Origin of the sequence: Vogesella sp. AC12, from assembly GCF_024437575.1 — a bacterium.
Taxonomy (GTDB): domain Bacteria; phylum Pseudomonadota; class Gammaproteobacteria; order Burkholderiales; family Chromobacteriaceae; genus Vogesella; species Vogesella indigofera.
The window spans coordinates 120,013-137,518 of record NZ_JANFNU010000002.1; the positions used below are offsets into that span (position 1 = coordinate 120,013).

18 protein-coding genes are annotated in these 17,506 nt (G+C 54.3%); 15 read left to right on the forward strand and 3 right to left on the reverse strand.

Annotated features, from left to right (window positions below):
* Positions 1 to 5: 5 nt before the first annotated feature.
* The 6 genes from NOM55_RS17340 to NOM55_RS04400 are packed head-to-tail and all read left to right on the forward strand — an operon-like array spanning position 6 to position 6,504.
* A complete protein-coding gene (locus tag NOM55_RS17340; protein WP_305118845.1) occupies positions 6 to 626 on the forward strand; it encodes a DapH/DapD/GlmU-related protein in 621 nt (206 codons plus the stop codon).
* Positions 623 to 2,185, forward strand: coding sequence for a hypothetical protein (locus NOM55_RS04380; RefSeq protein WP_255907662.1), 1,563 nt, complete (start codon positions 623 to 625; stop codon positions 2,183 to 2,185). Before NOM55_RS17340 ends, NOM55_RS04380 begins: the two co-directional genes overlap by 4 nt.
* Before the next feature lie 17 nt (positions 2,186 to 2,202).
* Entirely contained in the window at positions 2,203 to 2,988 is a 786-nt protein-coding gene (locus NOM55_RS04385) for a glycosyltransferase (RefSeq protein WP_255907663.1), read from the forward strand.
* Positions 2,988 to 3,926, forward strand: a complete 939-nt coding sequence (locus NOM55_RS04390) for a UDP-glucuronic acid decarboxylase family protein (protein WP_255907664.1) — start codon at positions 2,988 to 2,990, stop codon at positions 3,924 to 3,926. The genes NOM55_RS04385 and NOM55_RS04390 overlap by 1 nt, the downstream gene beginning before the upstream one ends.
* A 12-nt stretch (positions 3,927 to 3,938) precedes the next feature.
* Positions 3,939 to 5,165 carry a hypothetical protein gene (locus NOM55_RS04395; protein WP_255907665.1) on the forward strand — a complete coding sequence of 409 codons (1,227 nt, stop codon included), beginning with the start codon at positions 3,939 to 3,941 and terminating at the stop codon, positions 5,163 to 5,165.
* A 19-nt stretch (positions 5,166 to 5,184) separates the two neighbouring features.
* Positions 5,185 to 6,504: a UDP-glucose/GDP-mannose dehydrogenase family protein gene (locus tag NOM55_RS04400; RefSeq protein ID WP_255907666.1), complete on the forward strand. Its 1,320-nt coding sequence runs from the start codon at positions 5,185 to 5,187 to the stop codon at positions 6,502 to 6,504.
* 25 nt (positions 6,505 to 6,529) lie between these two features.
* On the opposite strand, the gene galE is transcribed toward NOM55_RS04400, so the two are convergent.
* Entirely contained in the window at positions 6,530 to 7,591 is a 1,062-nt protein-coding gene (gene galE, locus NOM55_RS04405; RefSeq protein WP_255907667.1) for a UDP-glucose 4-epimerase GalE, read from the reverse strand.
* Between the two features lie 296 nt (positions 7,592 to 7,887).
* Here galE and NOM55_RS04410 point away from each other — a divergent pair, with 296 nt between their 5' ends.
* A complete protein-coding gene (locus NOM55_RS04410) occupies positions 7,888 to 9,024 on the forward strand; it encodes a glycosyltransferase (RefSeq protein WP_255907668.1) in 1,137 nt (378 codons plus the stop codon).
* A 103-nt stretch (positions 9,025 to 9,127) separates the two neighbouring features.
* On the opposite strand, the gene NOM55_RS17420 is transcribed toward NOM55_RS04410, so the two are convergent.
* Together NOM55_RS17420 and NOM55_RS04415 are read right to left on the reverse strand one after the other, a co-directional pair.
* Entirely contained in the window at positions 9,128 to 9,514 is a 387-nt protein-coding gene (locus tag NOM55_RS17420; RefSeq protein WP_370687863.1) for a hypothetical protein, read from the reverse strand.
* A gap of 49 nt (positions 9,515 to 9,563) precedes the next feature.
* The gene (locus tag NOM55_RS04415) at positions 9,564 to 10,037 is read right to left on the reverse strand and encodes a hypothetical protein (protein WP_255907669.1); all 474 of its coding nucleotides are present in this window, start codon (positions 10,035 to 10,037) and stop codon (positions 9,564 to 9,566) included.
* 520 nt (positions 10,038 to 10,557) lie between these two features.
* Here NOM55_RS04415 and groES point away from each other — a divergent pair.
* The 8 genes from groES to NOM55_RS04455 all read left to right on the forward strand — a co-directional run bounded on the left by groES (position 10,558) and on the right by NOM55_RS04455 (position 17,439).
* Positions 10,558 to 10,845, forward strand: a complete 288-nt coding sequence (gene groES / locus NOM55_RS04420; RefSeq protein WP_047966754.1) for a co-chaperone GroES — start codon at positions 10,558 to 10,560, stop codon at positions 10,843 to 10,845.
* A 48-nt stretch (positions 10,846 to 10,893) separates the two neighbouring features.
* Positions 10,894 to 12,537, forward strand: coding sequence for a chaperonin GroEL (gene groL / locus NOM55_RS04425; RefSeq protein ID WP_255907670.1), 1,644 nt, complete (start codon positions 10,894 to 10,896; stop codon positions 12,535 to 12,537).
* Between the two features lie 130 nt (positions 12,538 to 12,667).
* Positions 12,668 to 13,417, forward strand: a complete 750-nt coding sequence (locus NOM55_RS04430) for a Nif3-like dinuclear metal center hexameric protein (RefSeq protein WP_370687859.1) — start codon at positions 12,668 to 12,670, stop codon at positions 13,415 to 13,417.
* 124 nt (positions 13,418 to 13,541) lie between these two features.
* On the forward strand, positions 13,542 to 14,126 hold the full coding sequence (gene petA / locus NOM55_RS04435) for a ubiquinol-cytochrome c reductase iron-sulfur subunit (RefSeq protein ID WP_047966752.1): 585 nt from the start codon (positions 13,542 to 13,544) through the stop codon (positions 14,124 to 14,126).
* A gap of 15 nt (positions 14,127 to 14,141) precedes the next feature.
* Positions 14,142 to 15,479 carry a cytochrome bc complex cytochrome b subunit gene (locus NOM55_RS04440; protein ID WP_047966751.1) on the forward strand — a complete coding sequence of 446 codons (1,338 nt, stop codon included), beginning with the start codon at positions 14,142 to 14,144 and terminating at the stop codon, positions 15,477 to 15,479.
* Positions 15,480 to 15,492: 13 nt separating this feature from the next.
* Positions 15,493 to 16,254: a cytochrome c1 gene (locus tag NOM55_RS04445; RefSeq protein WP_047966750.1), complete on the forward strand. Its 762-nt coding sequence runs from the start codon at positions 15,493 to 15,495 to the stop codon at positions 16,252 to 16,254.
* Between the two features lie 153 nt (positions 16,255 to 16,407).
* Positions 16,408 to 17,010 (forward strand): glutathione S-transferase N-terminal domain-containing protein, encoded by a 603-nt coding sequence (locus NOM55_RS04450; RefSeq protein WP_047966749.1) that lies wholly within the window; start codon positions 16,408 to 16,410, stop codon positions 17,008 to 17,010.
* A 9-nt stretch (positions 17,011 to 17,019) separates the two neighbouring features.
* Positions 17,020 to 17,439 (forward strand): ClpXP protease specificity-enhancing factor, encoded by a 420-nt coding sequence (locus tag NOM55_RS04455; protein WP_255907673.1) that lies wholly within the window; start codon positions 17,020 to 17,022, stop codon positions 17,437 to 17,439.
* The last annotated feature ends 67 nt before the right edge of the window (positions 17,440 to 17,506 follow it).

A 17,506-nucleotide genomic window follows, 5' to 3' on the forward strand; every position in this document is an offset into this window, starting at 1 on the left:
ATTGTATGCAGCTGATTAAGCGATTTGCCCAGCTCCTTATCGGGCCATTTTATATTGCTCAACACTTTTTGCGTAAGAGCTATATCCATCCAGGTGCCTCGATTGGCCAGTGGAGTAGGCTGAATATTGGCCGAGGTGTGCGGCTTAAGAAGGCTGTGCTTGATCTGAATAGTGGCGAGGTGACTCTGGGCAATGGCGTATGGGTCAATACGGGAGTCAGCATGCAGCCGCTGGTCGAGATCAATATCGGGCAGGGAACAACCATTCAGCGCGACACCATCATCAATGGCGACGTCTCGATTGGTGAAGATGTGCTGATCGGGCCACGAGTATTCATTTCATCCGGTAGCCATGTGTATAACCTGCTACCAGGCAAGAGAATCCGCGAACAGGAGGCCCATGCCAGCCAGCATGGGCTGATGGGGGACTACTCACGGAAAATCGAAATCGGGGATGATGTATGGATTGGTGTTAATGCAGTTATAATGCCAGGTGTGAAAATAGCCAGCCACAGCATCATTGGGGCAAACTCTGTGGTGACTAAAGATGTGGGCCGTGGCGAGATTGTGGCAGGTGTGCCGGCAAAGATGATCGCGGTTCGTCACGGTTTTGAGAGACAAGAATGAATATCGGATTTGTCAACATTTATGCTTTCCGTCCGCATGTCGAACATTTGTTCTACCTGTCGTTGCTGGCCAAGGAGGCCGGGCATGGCACTTTTGCGCTTTCCTGTCCCGGCAGTTCATCCCTTTGTTATCCAAAGGCACTGAAGCACAGCCCGAGTCTGAAGGAGTGTGCCAAATGTCTGGTTGGTGGTGTTCTGTCATATCCTTTTGATCATGTCGATTTTATCGGCAGCAAGGAATCGTCCCGCCGCATTTCCGACACAGAAATAGACCGGTTGCTGGTTTCCAGCTCGGCAACGCTCAACCGGGTGGAAAGCCAGCAGGAGTGGCATACGCCTGAGCTGCGTGCAGCTAGGCAGGCATTGTCCGCCAACTTCCGGAATACCTTCCATTCCGCAGTGCGTTGGATCGAGAAAAACAAGCTGTCCTTTGTGGTGTGTTTCAATGGCCGAATGGACATGACCCGTGCCATCACCTACGCATGCGAGACAATGGGCATCCCCTACCTTACCCATGAGCGCACGTGGTTTGGTGATGGCATCCAGCTCGTTCCCAATGCAAATTGTCTCTCCATTGGCGCGCTGCACCGGATGAACACCGAATATGAAGACAAACTGCTGACCAGCGAGCAGGCGCAGTTGGCCGCACGCTTCATTGCCAGCCGGTTTACCAAGCAGAACAACCTGGAATGGCGTCTGTATAACAAGGATGCAACCAAGGCCAGTTGGCCCACGCAAACCAGCAAAGCCAGAATCCTGGTTCTGCCTAGCAGCAAGAATGAATTCGCCGGGCACGAAGAATGGGTTACTGAGTGGGATTCGAATACGGAAGCCCTGGATGCCCTGTTCGAGAGAAATAATATTTCTGCGGACCAGGTCGTGTTGCGCTGCCACCCAAACTGGTCTGAAACGATTGGCAAGGTAGCCGGTACTCGTTCTGAATCTCTTTATACTGATTGGGCAAAGCGCAAAAAAATTTATTGTATTAAATCGGCAGAAAAGGCAGATACTTATGATCTGATTCAAGAAGCCGATATTGTCATCATGAACGGCGGCAGCTCATCCATTGAAGCTGCAGCTTGCGGTAAGAAGGTCATCTGCCTTGGACCATCCACTTATCAGATGGCCAGGTTTTGTGATTCTCTCTTAAGTTATGCTGATATAAATTCCTACGGTGACTTGTTAGATTCGGTCGATCAGGATCGGATCTTGAGAAGTAATCTACGCTATATTTATCTGCGTGCGGCAAGATTTCCTCAATACGTGCCCTACGTAAAAGCAATTGCGACAACGTCATATAAATACTTTGGCGGTGCCGATCCTATGCGCCTCATCAATGCAGCGATGAGTGGGGAGTTGGTTGCTGATGATACTGATTTTGCTGACAGCAGCGAATATGAAGACAAGGCTGTAGAGCAGATAAAGTTTAGAGACTGGGCAGGTATAATGAATAGTACTGATGAAAAGAAAAAGCCATTGCCCGAGCTTCATATCGAACGTCGCTTTGGCCTGCAGTGGGTAGATGGCTTGCGCAACAAAATGCCGAGGGGGGACCGTTGATTATGGAAAACCCAACCGTGTCCATCATTGTTCCGGCTTTCAATGCTGCAGCTTATATCCATGAAACGATTGACTCGGTGTTGAGTCAGAGTTTTGCTAATTGGGAAATGATCATTGTCGATGATCATTCCTCCGATGATACATGGCGGGTGCTGAGTGACTATGCGGCTGCTGATTGCAGAGTAAGAATTTATAGATTCGAGAAAAATTTCGGGCGCCCGGCTGGGCCTCGAAATTTTGGTGTACAGCATTGTACCTCGGAGTGGGTCGCATTTCTGGATGCGGATGATATTTGGCACTCCGACAAACTAAGACTGCAGTTGGAGGCTGCGGGAAAAACATCAGCGGACATTGTCTGCAGTACAATGGAAGATTTTAAAGGAAGCCATACCGGGTTCAATGAGGAGCCTGCTAACAATGGCCTGCAGGTGTTGAGTGCCTTTTCCCTGTTCTCCAAGAACCGGGTGCCTACGTCTACTGTTCTGATGCGTAGGTCAGCTTTCCTTCAGTTGGCCGGATTTGACGAAGCCCCAGAATACAAAGCCGTTGAAGACTATGATCTTTGGTTGAGAGCGGCTTGCCGCGGCATGAAAATCGTCAAGCTGAAAGATGTTTTGTTGAAGTACAGGGTTTTGCCGAATTCTATATCTCGCGCCAAGTTTAAACAGATGAAACGAGTCTTTTGCGTTGTTTTTCAGAATCTGAAAGCGCAAAGGCGTGAGTGGCTATTGTTTTATCCATTCTTTGTTTCTAGTTATATGTTTCAATCCGCTTATAGTCGTTTGATCAAGGGTACTTTGTAATGTCAAAACGCATTCTTGTTACCGGTGGTGCCGGTTTTCTTGGCTCACATTTGTGTGATCGTTTGATTGAAGATGGCCATGATGTTTTATGTGTCGATAACTTCTTCACTGGCTCGAAAGACAATATCCGTCATCTATTGGGTAATCCCCGTTTCGAGCTGATGCGTCATGATGTCACTTTCCCGTTGTACGTGGAAGTCGACGAGATTTTTAACTTGGCATGTCCGGCATCCCCGATCCATTACCAGCATGATCCGGTCCAGACCACGAAAACCAGTGTCCATGGTGCCATCAACATGTTGGGCCTGGCCAAGCGTCTGAATGCCAAGATTTTCCAGGCCTCCACCAGTGAAGTGTATGGGGACCCGGAAGTGCATCCGCAGCCGGAAGAGTATTGGGGCAGGGTAAATCCCATCGGTATCCGCTCCTGCTATGACGAAGGCAAGCGTTGTGCGGAAACGCTGTTCTTCGACTATCACCGCCAGCATGGTTTGAAAATCAAGGTTGCCCGTATTTTCAACACATATGGACCGCGCATGCACCCCAACGATGGGCGGGTGGTGAGCAACTTCATCGTGCAGGCGCTTCGCGGCCAGGACATCACCATTTATGGGGATGGTAGCCAGACCCGCAGCTTCTGCTACGTTGACGACCTGATCCGCGGTTTCCTAGCACTGATGAATACCGATGCTAGCGTGACGGGTCCGATCAATCTTGGCAATCCTAATGAGTTTACCATTCGCCAGCTTGCCGAAATGGTCATTGAACTGATCGGTAGTAAGTCGAAGGTTATTTATATGCCACTTCCTGGAGATGATCCTAAGCAACGTCAGCCCAATATTGAGAAGGCACGCACAGTGCTGGATTGGGTGCCATCGATTCAGCTTGAGCAAGGTTTAATTAAAACAATTGAATATTTCCAGAAGATTGTTAAATAAATAGTTGATTTCATGAGAAGACTCTTCGTTGTCCCTCTTTCCTTTCTTTCTGTTTTTTTTGTTGTAGAGGCTTCTGGCTTTCTTGCTGGATTTTCCTATGAAGGGTCTTCTTGCGATTATTATCTGGCCTTTTTTTTGATGTTTTTTGCGTTGGCTCTGGGTGGGTGTTTTTCTGCTCTTGCTTTTCCTTGTTTTTATGGTAATGGTTTTCTGTCATTTTATGAGCCTCCAGTTGAGAAATTTCTACATCTTGCATTTTTTGGGTTGATATTTATTTTTATTGATAGGGTTTATTTTCAAGGTATTGATTATTCTGCTGGATTGGCTTCGGCTAGAACGTTGTGGCAAGAGTCTTCTTCTGATCGTGGCGGTGTATCTAGCCCTTTTTCGGTTGTGGGAAATATATTAATAAACTGTCATTATTTGGCGGAGATTCTTGTGTTGTTTTATTGGGAGGCTATTCGTCGCCCTCTTGTGAGGTTGTCATTTGTTTTTTTGAACGTAGTGTTTTTTTCTCTGCTTATTTCAGGGCGTACTCCATTAGTGGTTTTTTTAGGTTTGTTTTTTTCGACTGCTGTTTTGCGTTGTTATGTTGGGAAAGGTGGTTTTTTTCCAAAAGGACTCAAGGGGGTTGTCCTGATTTTGGTTCCCTTGGTTTTTTTTATTGCTGCTTTTATTTTTACTCTCAGGATTGATGGTTCTGGTATTGACGCTAATCGATATGTTGTTTTGCTCGGTGAACGATTATATGGAGTCGATGTTGATAGTCAATTCGTGTTGTCGCCAGTGTTTAGGGCTGTTGCAGTTTATGTTGGCCATGTGAAATGGGTGGGTATTAATATTTTTCAGGGCTCTAATGGGTATGGGGTGGCAACGTTTAATGAGTTTCTGAATATCATTGCAACAAGATTGCTCGGAGTGGGGGCTGCTGATTTGGTTTGGCAGTACGATGGGCTTTGGGTCCCGATGTATGCAATGATCTATTACGACCTTGGCTGGTTTGGTGTTTTTTTTCTTTGTCTGTTTTGCTTTTTTGTGATGGTTTTCATTCCTGTATTTAGTGTATTGCCAAGGACGAAGTCGTTGAACATGTCATGGCCGTTGGTTGCGTCTGTAGTTTTGTGTATATTAATATTGAGTCCTTTTCAGTCACCTACAGAAATCGTTGAATTTATTTATACAACAGCATTGGCATGTATGCTGTTTTTGGTTGCGCTGATCAGAATCCCAAAGGTCTAAATTAAGAAAGTTGTTTTTTATGAGAATTACCGTTATCGGATCAGGTTATGTTGGACTGGTCACTGGTACTTGCCTAGCCGAGGTTGGCAACCATGTGCTGTGTCTGGACGTCGATCCTGCCAAGATTGCCATGCTCAAGGGGGGAGGGATCCCGATCTACGAGCCGGGCCTCGAGGATATGGTCAAACGCAATGTTGCTGCTGGGCGCCTGAGCTTTACCACCGACGTGGCCGAATCGGTTGCTTTCGGCGATGTCCAGTTCATTGCAGTGGGGACGCCACCGGATGAAGACGGCTCGGCTGATCTGAAGTATGTGCTGGCGGCTGCTCGCAATATCGGCCAGCACATGAATGGCTACAAGGTGGTCGTGGACAAGTCCACGGTACCGGTGGGGACAGCGGAGAAGGTAGGGGCAGCGATTGCTGAAACGCTGGCAATGCGCGGCGTGGAGTTGGAGTATGCCGTGGTGTCCAACCCCGAGTTCCTGAAGGAAGGCGCAGCACTTGAGGACTTCATGAAGCCAGACCGTGTCGTGGTAGGGGCGGAGGACGAACGCGCTATCGATATGATGCGCCGCGTGTATGAACCATTCCAGCGCAATCATGAGCGCATCCTGTTCATGGGCGTGCGCAGTGCCGAACTGACCAAGTATGCGGCCAACGCTATGCTGGCGACCCGGATCTCATTCATGAATGAATTGGCCAATTTGGCCGAGGCGCTGGGCGCCGACATTGAACTGGTACGCAAGGGCATAGGTTCGGACCCCCGCATTGGCTATCACTTTTTATATCCTGGCACCGGCTACGGTGGGTCCTGCTTCCCGAAGGATGTCAAGGCCTTGATGGCGACTGGACGTGAAAACGGCCACCGTATGCGCGTTCTGACGGCCGTGGAAGAGGCTAATGAAGCACAGAAGCTGAGGCTGGTGGAAAAAGTGGTGGAGAAATTTGGCGAGAATCTGTCCGGCCGCCATTTCGCACTGTGGGGGTTGGCATTTAAGCCCAACACCGACGATATGCGTGAGGCGCCGAGCCGAGTGATCGTGGCCGAGCTAACGCGTCGTGGTGCCGAGGTGGTTGCATTTGACCCCGTGGCGGAGCATGAGGCTGCGCGGGTGATGGGTGACAATCCACGTCTGGCATTTGCGGACGACATGATGAGCATGCTGGTTGGGGTAGACGCACTGCTGATCGCCACCGAATGGAAGGTGTTCCGTAGTCCGGACTTCGCAGCCATCAAGGATGCTTTGAAGCAGCCGCTGATTTTTGATGGACGTAACATGTATGATCCAGCGCAGGTTCGTGCTGCCGGATTGAGGTATTTTGCTATTGGCAGGTAACACTCGATGATGGAGCAACGACCTCTTAGGTTGAGATGCCCGTAATTGTTCCTTCTGTGGTGGAGCTTGAAGGCTCCACTGCAGAGCGGTAGCCGACCGGATTCAAGTTTTGCCAGCGCCACGCATCTTCACACATCTCCCGGAGGCATCTCTGTGCTCGCCACCCCAGAATTTCATGCGCGAAGGTTGGGTCTGCCAAGCAGGCAGCTATGTCGCCGGGGCGGCGGGGAGTGATCTTGTATGGAACGGTCTTGTCACTGGCAGTTTCGAATGCTTTCACCATGTCGAGTACCGAGTAGCCGTGGCCGGTGCCTAGGTTGACAGTGATCAATCCGCCTGTCGTTTGTAGTGCCTGTAACGCCTTGAGGTGGCCGTCTGCTAGGTCGACGACATGGATGTAGTCTCTCACACCGGTGCCATCCGGGGTGGAGTAGTCGTTACCAAACACCTTGAGCTCAGGGCGCTGACCGATGGCAACCTGGCTGATGAATGGCAACAGATTGTTGGGGGGGCCGTTGGGGTTTTCTCCGATTTGTCCGCTTTTGTGTGCTCCTACTGGGTTGAAGTAGCGCAAGATGGCGATGTTCCAGTTCGGTTCTGCGGCTACCAGATCACGTAGAATGTCTTCTGCCATCAATTTGCTACGACCGTAAGGGTTGGTGGCAGAGAGCGGGGCGCTCTCGTGGATAGGCACTGTGCTTGGGTTGCCATAGACCGTCGCTGATGAACTGAACACTAAAGTGCGTATACCATGACGGTGCATCGCTGCCAGTAGTGACAGGGTGCCGGCCACATTGTTGTCATAGTATTCCAATGGTTTGGCAACCGATTCACCCACAGCCTTTAAGCCGGCAAAGTGGATCACGGCCTTGATAGGGTGGCGGAATACGCTTTCCAAGGCCATTTTATCGCGGATATCACCCTCCACAAACTGCAGGCCCTTTCCTGCCAGCTTCTGCACGCGCCGTAGCGACTCCAGGTTGCTATTGCTCAGGTTGTCTAGAACAACCAACTGGAGGCCCGCTTCCAGAAGCTGTAGGCAGGTGTGCGATCCGATATAGCCTGCGCCACCGGTAACCAGAATCATGGCTTATCTCGAGTAGTAAGGGTTTGTGGGATGTGTTTTAAGCAAAAATTCTTAAGTCATTGATATTTTGACACAACTTGCATGGATTGTGCATAAAAGTTAGGGTAAAATTCATGTCTGATTGTTGACAAACTATATCAGCTCACCATGTGTTAAAGGGAGCATGCTGCCGTGCTTAGCTGCGGTGGTGGTGCCATCGGTGCTAAGTGCCGCGGCACTTTAATCAATATTGTTTTGGGTTGTGGTGTCGAGCCTTCGTAACGTTATTTGTGTGAATTCTTAATGAGGAGTTGGATGTGTCCATCGGCTTATTCTTCGGGGCATTGTTAGCCGCACTCTTGGTGGCGGTTGCCATCATTCGCAGCACCCACCTGCATGCTCACTTGTCGATGGATGGGGACTTGTCTGGTCCGCAAAAATTCCATGTTGTACCTACTCCCCGTGTCGGCGGGGTGCCTATCATGGCAGGTCTTACCCTGTCGGCCTCCATCGCTTGGTATCTGGGTCTGCGCGAGCTGGCCTATCTGCTGCTCGCTGGCTTACCTGTATTTCTCGCTGGCTTGACCGAAGATCTGACCAAGCGTGTTCGACCGCTGTATCGTCTTCTATTTGCTTTTGTCTCGGCGGCAATGGCGGTCTGGTTACTCGATGCCAAGTTGTCGTGGATTGGCCTTCCTGGCATGGATGCTGCGCTACATTCCTTGCCATGCTTGGCGGTGCTGGTTACGGTGTTTGCCGTCGGCGGTGTATGCCATGCGATCAATATCATCGATGGCTACAATGGCCTGATGGGGGGGGTGGCCATGGTGATTACGGGAGCCTTGGCCTTTGTGTCGTTTGCTGTGGGTGATATGGACTTACTGGCGATCTCCCTTGCGTTGTTGGGGGCTGTGCTGGGTTTTTTTGTATGGAATTTTCCGCGAGGAATGATTTTCGCTGGTGATGCGGGCGCCTACCTGGTCGGTTTCTTGCTGGCAGAAGTGTCTGTGTTGCTGGTGGTGCGTCACCCCGGGGTGGTATCCCCGTGGTTCCCCATGCTGCTGATGATTTATCCCGTGTTTGAGACGATCTTTTCGATTTACCGAAAGAAGTTTGTGCGGCAGATGTCCCCTGGTATGCCTGATGGCTTGCATTTCCATATGCTGATCTATAAGCGCTTGGTTCGCTGGATGGTGGGAAAGCGCGAGGCGAAGCATTTGTTGCGCCGTAATAGTCTTACTGCTCCTTACTTGTGGGCTGTTGCGCTGTTCTCGGTAATGCCTGCAACGTTGTTTTGGCAGTATCAATGGGCATTGCAGTTGTGCTGTGGGTTGTTCGTGTTAATGTACATTTGGCTTTATCGCAGGATTGTTCAGTTTCGCGCGCCGCGGTGGCTGGTGTTGCATCGGGCCGCCAAGGCTGATCGTCGCAAATTGGTAGCCAGCTCACACTAGCTTGCTCTGTTGTCTTAAAGGGCTGTTGATACTAATTGCTCTTCCGGTACTTGATGAGCGATGGTCGATACTCGTTCATGAAGTGGTACTTCGCTCGGGCTACCTAGCAAAATACTGCGCGGCTTCCTATGAAACTCTCTCTGACGGCAGCACGGCTTGCAAGCACATAGCCCAGTGATGTAGCGCGTCGGGTAAGCTGTTTGAGCGCGCGCTCCCGGTAGTGCGCTTCATAGTAGTTACTACCCGGATCGACATAGTCCATGCCATAGCGCAAGGCATGGTAGAACAGCACTGCAATTTTGCGGGCGGTTGCTGTCACCGCTTTGGCCTTGCCTGCCCAGGCTGCGCGTCGGCGGTAGAATGCCCCCAGTGCCGTTTCGGTTTTGCCAATCGTGGTGGCGGCTAGGCGCAGTGCGGCGGCGCGACTGGAGGAGCGTCGGGCTTTGCTTGATAGCACTTTACCACCCGAGATTTTGTTACTTGGTGCCAGGCAGAGCCAGGAGGTGAAGTGCTTGGCACTCGGTCAGCGCGCCATGTCGTTACCGCATTCCGCCACCAGTTTTAACGCCAGGTAGGGTACTCATTCCATGAGTCCGGGTCAGGTCCTGCCCCAGCATGACATACCGGGCAGCACGAGCATCAAAGGCGAAGCCGTTACGTTGTCGCATGCCATGATGCCTAGCCTTGGGGTAGGTAGCCAAGCCATGAAGTATCTGATCGATATGCTGGTCACACAGCGCCACTTGCTCCTGGTAACAGTCATACAGGGTGACGGCTTGCTGCAAGGCAAACAGATGCTCAGGCCGGTCGTGGCCGATCAGTGCTTGGCGAATCATCTCTATCAGAAACTTTGCAGCGGCTATCTCGATGGCTGGCCAAGATGTCCGGCCGTCGCTCTCCTGCGAGGATGGCGCGGATGATGCGCATCTGGGCCCCGTCATGTCGGTTGTCACGTGTTGCAGCGCAGGCGCTGCCCCCTGCATGGTCACCATGCCGGTGATGACTGGCCACACTTCTTGACCTCACTTGCCACCTTGCCGCTGGTGGCCACCAAGCTGATGGTGACCATCAACCCGCAGTCGCGCTCAGCAGGAAATTTCCTCTGGGGGAGGGGTTTTAAGACACCTTTGGTTTTTTTCTGTTGGGCCCAGTGCCTTAACCGCTCATGCTGCTCTCATTCTAAGTAAGCCTTTTCTGTTTTATTGGCATCTTGGTCCAACCGGACCAACAGGGTGGACTGCCTACAAGAGTCGGGGTAGTTAACCTTGATTTAGTTCGACTGCTTCTTTTCCCCTGTTATCAGGGGTGATTGCTTTCACTCAAGAATCGGGGCCGTCTAGTGTGCGGTGTATTTGATTGGTGCTATCGATGTTGTTATGTCGATTGGTAAAAATTCGTCTGCTACGACCCTTGAAAATCCTTTCCCCCGTCCCTACCATTAGCACTCGCAAGCGCCGAGTGCCAGTCGCTCGGTCAATCTGCTGCTTTGATAGGTATTCATCTTTCAACAGCCACTGCTATTAGGAGAGATCAATGGCAATTCGTCCTTTACACGATCGTGTTGTTATCAAGCGCCTCGAGGCTGAAGAGAAGACAGCTTCCGGTATCGTTCTGCCTGGCGCCGCTGCTGAAAAGCCGGACATGGGCCAAGTCGTTGCGGTTGGTAACGGCAAGATTCTGGAAAACGGCGAGCGTCGCGCTCTGGAACTGAAGGTCGGCGACAAGGTTATTTTCGGCAAGTACTCCGGCCAGACCGTCAAGGTTGACGGCGACGAGCTGCTGGTAATGCGCGAAGAAGACGTAATGGGCATCGTCGAGTAATCCGACCCGTTACCGTTTTATTGAACTGAATTCTGGAGATTGAAGAACATGGCTGCAAAAGACGTACGCTTTGGTGATTCCGCCCGCGCCAAGATGGTGGTGGGTGTCAATGTGCTGGCTGATGCCGTAAAAGTGACCCTCGGCCCGAAAGGCCGCAACGTGGTCCTGGATCGCTCCTTCGGCGCGCCAACCATCACCAAGGACGGTGTATCGGTTGCCAAGGAAATCGAACTGAAGGACAAGTTCGAGAACATGGGTGCACAGATGGTGAAAGAAGTCGCTTCCAAGACTTCCGACGTGGCCGGTGACGGCACCACTACCGCCACTGTACTGGCCCAGGCCATTGTGCACGAAGGCATGAAGTTCGTGACTGCCGGCATGAACCCGATGGACCTGAAGCGCGGTATCGACAAGGCCGTGATTGCCCTGGTCGGCGAGATCGCCAAGATCGCCAAGCCATGCGCGACCACCAAGGAAATCGCCCAGGTTGGCTCCATCTCCGCCAACTCCGATAGCGATATCGGCGACATCATCGCCACCGCGATGGAAAAAGTCGGCAAGGAAGGCGTGATCACCGTTGAAGACGGCAAGTCGCTGAACAACGAGCTGGACGTGGTGGAAGGCATGCAGTTCGACCGCGGCTACCTGTCCCCGTACTTCATCAACAACCAGGAAAAACAGATTGCCGCACTGGACAATCCGTTCATCCTGCTGTTCGACAAGAAAATCTCCAACATCCGCGACCTGCTGCCGGTACTGGAGCAGGTGGCCAAGTCCGGCCGTCCGCTGCTGATCGTTGCCGAAGACGTGGAAGGCGAAGCGCTGGCCACCCTGGTGGTGAACACCATCCGCGGCATCCTGAAAGTGGTTGCCGTGAAGGCGCCAGGTTTCGGCGACCGTCGCAAGGCCATGCTGCAGGACATCGCCACCCTCACCGGCGGTACCGTGATCGCCGAAGAAGTGGGCCTGACCCTGGAAAAAGTGACCCTGGAAATGCTGGGTCAAGCCAAGCGCGTTGAAGTGGGCAAGGAAAACTCCACCATCATCGACGGCGCCGGTGACGTTGCCGCTATCCAGGCGCGCGTGGCAGAAGTACGCCAGCAGATCGAAGCCGCGACCTCCGACTACGACCGTGAAAAGCTGCAAGAGCGCGTGGCCAAGCTGGCCGGCGGTGTGGCCGTGATCAAGGTCGGTGCTGCCACCGAAGTGGAAATGAAAGAGAAGAAGGCTCGTGTCGAAGACGCGCTGCACGCGACCCGTGCTGCCGTTGAAGAAGGCGTGGTGCCTGGCGGTGGCGTTGCCCTGCTGCGTGCCCGCTCCACCCTGACCAGTCTGGTTACCTCCAACGCCGACCAGGCCGCCGGTGTGAAGATCGTGCTGAAGGCGATCGAAGCCCCGCTGCGCCAGATCGTGCAGAACGCCGGTGACGAGCCATCGGTGGTGGTGAACAAGGTGCTGGAAGGCAAGGGTAACTTCGGTTACAACGCGGCGTCTGGCGAATACGGCGACATGCTGGAAATGGGCGTGCTGGATCCGGCCAAGGTGACCCGCACTGCACTGCAGAATGCGGCGTCCATCGCCGGTCTGATGCTGACCACCGACTGCATGGTGGCCGAACTGCCGGAAGACAAGCCAGCGATGCCGGACATGAGCGGCATGGGTGGTATGGGCGGCATGGGCGGCATGATGTAAGCAGCCTCGCTCCCGCGACCTGGAAACCCCACGCTACGGCGTGGGGTTTTTTATTGCGGCCAACCTTGCGGCAAGGTTGGCCGCATTGTTTTCCGGCGCTGCTCTGGCACAATGGCGGCAATTCAAGGAGATGATCATGCAATTGACGGAATTGCTGGCGGTGCTCGACGCCAAACTGGAGCCGGCCCGGTTCAAGGATTATGCCCCCAACGGCTTGCAGGTGGAGGGGCGCAGCGAGGTCAGGAAGATCGTGACCGGCGTCACCGCCTCGCAGGCGCTGATTGACGCCGCCATCGCGGCGCAGGCCGATGCCATCGTGGTGCATCATGGCTATTTCTGGAAAAACGAAGCTGCGCCGATCGTCGGCATCAAGCGCCAGCGCATCGCCAGTCTGCTGCAGCACGGCATCAGCCTGCTGGCCTACCACCTGCCGCTGGATGCCCACCCCGAGCTGGGCAATAACGCGCAGCTGGCGCGGCAGCTCGGCATTGCCAACCCGCTGCCGACCGCGACGGAGCCCTTGCTGTGGCAGGGTGACTGGGGGCAGGGCACCGCTGCGGATTTTGCCACGCAGCTGGCCAGCCGCCTGGGGCGCACGCCGCTGCTGCTGGGCAACGCGCAGCGTCGTGCCCGCCATATCGCGTGGTGTACCGGCGGCGCGCAGGGCTATTTCGAGCAGGCGATCGCGCTGGGGGTGGATGTGTTCATTTCCGGCGAGGTCTCCGAGCAGAATCTGCACCTTGCCGAAGAGACCGGTGTCGTATTTCTTGCGGCAGGTCATCATGCGACCGAGCGTTATGGTGTAAAAGCACTGGGTGAATGGCTGGCGACGGAATGTGCGCTAAATGTGCAGTTTATTGACCTGTACAACCCGGTTTAATGCGATGTCCATGACGTCAATCAGGTGATTTGTCGTCTCTGCGCTTCAAGTTCCATCCGGTAATCAGGTAGAATTACGAGGTTTTAAGTTTAGAGCTCGGTTTCCACGTTTGAGGATGACTGTAATGAGTGAACAACACGTTGACACGGGGCGCCGTCGCTTTCTGACGGTGGCCACCAGCGCGGTTGGTGGTGTGGCGGCAGCCGGGGTGGCTGTGCCGTTTTTGATGAGCTTTGCACCTTCTGAGCGTGCCAAGGCTGCTGGTGCGCCGGTCGAGGTCGATATCAGCAAGCTGGAGCCGGGCCAGAAGATCAACGTCGAATGGCGTGGCAAGCCGGTGTGGGTGCTGTCCCGCACGCCGGAGCAGCTGAAGAACCTGGCGACCATCGAAGGCGAACTGCTGGATCCGAAATCGGAATCGCCGGAACAGCCGGCATATTGCAAGAACGCGACCCGCTCCATCAAGCCGGAGATTCTGGTCGCGGTAGGTATTTGTACGCACCTGGGCTGTTCGCCAACCCATCGTCCGGATCTGGCGCCTGCCGATCTGGGGCCGAAATGGGTCGGCGGTTTCTACTGTCCTTGCCACGGCTCCAAGTTCGACTTGGCCGCCCGTGTCTACAACGGTGTGCCGGCGCCGAAGAACATGGAAGTCCCGCCGCACAAATACATGTCCGATACCCGTCTGCTGATTGGCGACGACAAATAAGCGAGGGGAGAACACATGAGCAAAGGACAACAAGTGCTTAACTGGATCGATGACCGCTTCCCGCTGTCGTCGATGCTGAAAGAGCACGTTACCGAATACTACGCGCCGAAAAACTTCAACTTCTGGTACTTCTTCGGCAGCCTGGCGATGCTGGTGCTGGTGATCCAGATCGTGACCGGCATTTTCCTGACCATGAACTACAAGCCGGACGGCACGCTGAACGGCGCCGGCATCCCGGTGGCATTTGCTTCCGTCGAGTACATCATGCGCGACGTGGCCGGCGGCTGGGTCATCCGTTACATGCACTCCACCGGCGCCTCCATGTTCTTCGTGGTGGTATATCTGCACATGTTCCGCGGCCTGATCTACGGTTCCTACAAGCAGCCACGCGAACTGGTGTGGGTGTTCGGTACCCTGATCTTCCTGTGCCTGATGGCAGAGGCATTCATGGGCTACCTGCTGCCGTGGGGCCAGATGTCGTTCTGGGGCGCGCAGGTGATCGTCAACCTGTTTGCCTCGATCCCGGTGATCGGTCCGGACCTGTCGGTATTCATCCGTGGTGATTTCGTGGTCGGCGACGCAACGCTGAACCGCTTCTTCGCGCTGCACGTGATCGCGGTACCGCTGATCCTGCTGGCGCTGGTGGTGGCCCACCTGATCGCACTGCACGAAGTCGGTTCCAACAACCCGGACGGCGTCGAGATCAAGAAGCTGAAGGACGACAAGGGCATTCCGCTGGACGGCATTCCTTTCCATCCTTACTACACCGTGAAAGACGTACTGGGTGTGGCCGTGTTCCTGATCGTGTTCTCCGCGATCGTGTTCTTCGCACCGGAGATGGGCGGCTACTTCCTGGAGCATCCTAACTTCGACCAGGCCGATCCGCTGAAGACCCCGGCACACATTGCGCCGGTATGGTACTTCACCCCGTTCTACGCCATTCTGCGTGCGGTACCATCGTTTGCCGGTACCCAGGTCTGGGGCGTGCTGGCGATGGGTGCGGCGGTGGTGCTGATCGCCTTCCTGCCGTGGCTGGACAAGTCGCCGGTGAAGTCGATCCGCTATCGCGGTTCCAAGTTCAAGACCATGCTGGTGCTGTTCATCATCAGCTTCATCGGTCTTGGTATCCTGGGTGCACTGCCGTCGACCAACGTGCGGACGCTCGTGGCCCAGATCTTCTCTGTGGTGTACTTCGCATTCTTCCTGGCCATGCCGTTCTACACCAAGAATGATGTGGGTTCGACCCCGGTTCCGACTCGCGTCACCATGAGCACGCCTGCCCGTCAGGTACGCTTCGCAGTACTGGTGGTCGTGACGCTGGTGGCCGCAACCCTGTTTGCGAAATTCATCTGATAGAGGGGGCACTATGAACAAGACTATTCGTCAACTGATCGCCGCTGTCGCCCTCGTTGTTCCTGCTGCCGGCGCATTTGCGTCTGCGGCCGGTCCGGCGCTGGAAAAAGCGCCGATCAACGTCCAGGACACCGAAAGCCTGCAGCGCGGTGCGCAGATTTTCGTCAACAACTGCCTGTCCTGCCACTCGGCCAGTGCCATGCGCTACAACCGTCTGACCGAAATCGGCCTGACCGAAGACCAGATCAAGGGCAACCTGATGCTGGCGACGGACAAGATCGGCGAGCAGATGAACGTGGCGATGGACAAGAAGGATGCCAAGGTATGGTTCGGTGCGGTACCGCCGGACCTGTCGGTGATCGCGCGTTCGCGTGGCGCCGATTACCTGTACGGCTACCTGCGCGGTTTCTACCGCGACGAGAGCCGTCCGACCGGCTGGAACAACCTGGTGTTCGACAAGGTGGGTATGCCGCACATCCTGTGGAACTGGCAGGGTGAGCAGGTGCTGGAAACCGTGAAGAATGCGGAAGGCCACGAAGAGCACCAGCTGAAGCTGGTCAAGGCCGGCACGCTGACCAAGCTGGAAAACGGCAAGGCCAACACCGCCGAGTTTGACAAGCGCATGGCTGACCTGACCAACTTCATGGTGTACATGGCCGAGCCGATGCAGGTCAAGCGTCAGCAAATCGGTTACATGGTGCTGCTGTTCCTGTCCCTGTTGCTGTTGCCGCTGGCCTACTTCCTGAAGAAGGAATACTGGAAAGACGTGCACTAAGCGGGTTTTGACAGAAAAAAGGCGATGCTGCGGCATCGCCTTTTTTGTTTGCAATCAACGGCTTGTGAAACTTTTCTGGTAATTGTCAAGTCAAAAGTGTTAAAATTGCCTGTTATTTCATCAACTTGCCCGCTTTAAGGAATCCAATCCGCCATGATGACCCTCTACTCCGGTACTACCTGCCCTTTCAGCCAGCGCTGCCGCATCGTGTTGTTCGAGAAAGGCATGGACTTCGAGATCATCGACGTGGATATCCACAACAAGCCGGAAGACCTGGCTGTGATGAACCCGTACAACGAAGTACCGGTGCTGGTCGAACGTGACCTGATCCTGCATGAATCCAACATCATCAACGAGTACATCGACGAGCGCTTCCCGCACCCGCAACTGATGCCGGCCGATCCGGTGATGCGTGCCCGTGCGCGCCTGTTCCTGTTCCGTTTCGAGCAGGAGCTGTTCGTACACGTCAAGGCGCTGGAAAACGGTGCCAGCGGCAAGGAAGCCACCAAGGCCCGCGAAGGCATTCGCGACGGTCTGGTGACCATCGCCCCGATTTTCGCCAAGCAGAAGTTCATGCTCGGCGAAGAGTTCTCGATGATCGATGTGGCGATTGCGCCGCTGATGTGGCGTCTGGAGCACTACGGCATCGACCTGGGCAAGAGCGCGGCGCCGATCCTGAAGTACGCCGAGCGCCTGTTCCAGCGCCAGTCGTTCATCGATTCGCTGACCCCGGCTGAAAAAGCCATGCGCAAGTAAGGGACCGCCGTGTCGACCAGTACCAAGCCCTACCTGATCCGCGCACTACACCAGTGGTGTACCGACAACGAGCAGACACCGTACCTGGTGGTGCACGTCGATGGCAGTGTCACGGTGCCGCTGGAGTTCGTGAAGGACAACGAGATCGTACTCAACATCGGCTACAACGCCACCAAGAACCTGCAGATCGACAATGACTGGTTGTCGTTCTCGGCGCGTTTTGGCGGTGTCAGCCGTGACATCTGGGTGCCGATCGGCAATGTGCTGTCCATCTTCTCGCGGGAAACCGGCGAGGGCATGGGCTTCGAGCTGGAGCCGGTCACTGGCGAGCGGCCGCAGCCGGCTGCCGAGCCGGAGTCGGCGGTGACCGACACCGCTGCCAGCGGTAAGGACAAGCCGTCGCGTGCGCACCTGCGTATTGTCAAGTAAGTCTCGCGGCTGTCGCTGGCAATGAAAAAACCGCCCGAAGTTGGGCGGTTTTTTTGTGCTACCAGCG

Bases quoted from the DNA above. Each gene is read 5' to 3' on its own strand.
- NOM55_RS17340 (WP_305118845.1), top strand. From the start codon at position 6: ATGCAGCTGATTAAGCGATTTGCCCAGCTCCTTATCGGGCCATTTTAT.
- NOM55_RS04380 (WP_255907662.1), top strand. From the start codon at position 623: ATGAATATCGGATTTGTCAACATTTATGCTTTCCGTCCGCATGTCGAA.
- NOM55_RS04390 (WP_255907664.1), top strand. From the start codon at position 2,988: ATGTCAAAACGCATTCTTGTTACCGGTGGTGCCGGTTTTCTTGGCTCA.
- NOM55_RS04395 (WP_255907665.1), top strand. From the start codon at position 3,939: ATGAGAAGACTCTTCGTTGTCCCTCTTTCCTTTCTTTCTGTTTTTTTT.
- NOM55_RS04400 (WP_255907666.1), top strand. From the start codon at position 5,185: ATGAGAATTACCGTTATCGGATCAGGTTATGTTGGACTGGTCACTGGT.
- galE (WP_255907667.1), bottom strand. From the start codon at position 7,591: ATGATTCTGGTTACCGGTGGCGCAGGCTATATCGGATCGCACACCTGC.
- groES (WP_047966754.1), top strand. From the start codon at position 10,558: ATGGCAATTCGTCCTTTACACGATCGTGTTGTTATCAAGCGCCTCGAG.
- groL (WP_255907670.1), top strand. From the start codon at position 10,894: ATGGCTGCAAAAGACGTACGCTTTGGTGATTCCGCCCGCGCCAAGATG.
- NOM55_RS04430 (WP_370687859.1), top strand. From the start codon at position 12,668: ATGATCATGCAATTGACGGAATTGCTGGCGGTGCTCGACGCCAAACTG.
- petA (WP_047966752.1), top strand. From the start codon at position 13,542: ATGAGTGAACAACACGTTGACACGGGGCGCCGTCGCTTTCTGACGGTG.
- NOM55_RS04440 (WP_047966751.1), top strand. From the start codon at position 14,142: ATGAGCAAAGGACAACAAGTGCTTAACTGGATCGATGACCGCTTCCCG.
- NOM55_RS04445 (WP_047966750.1), top strand. From the start codon at position 15,493: ATGAACAAGACTATTCGTCAACTGATCGCCGCTGTCGCCCTCGTTGTT.
- NOM55_RS04450 (WP_047966749.1), top strand. From the start codon at position 16,408: ATGATGACCCTCTACTCCGGTACTACCTGCCCTTTCAGCCAGCGCTGC.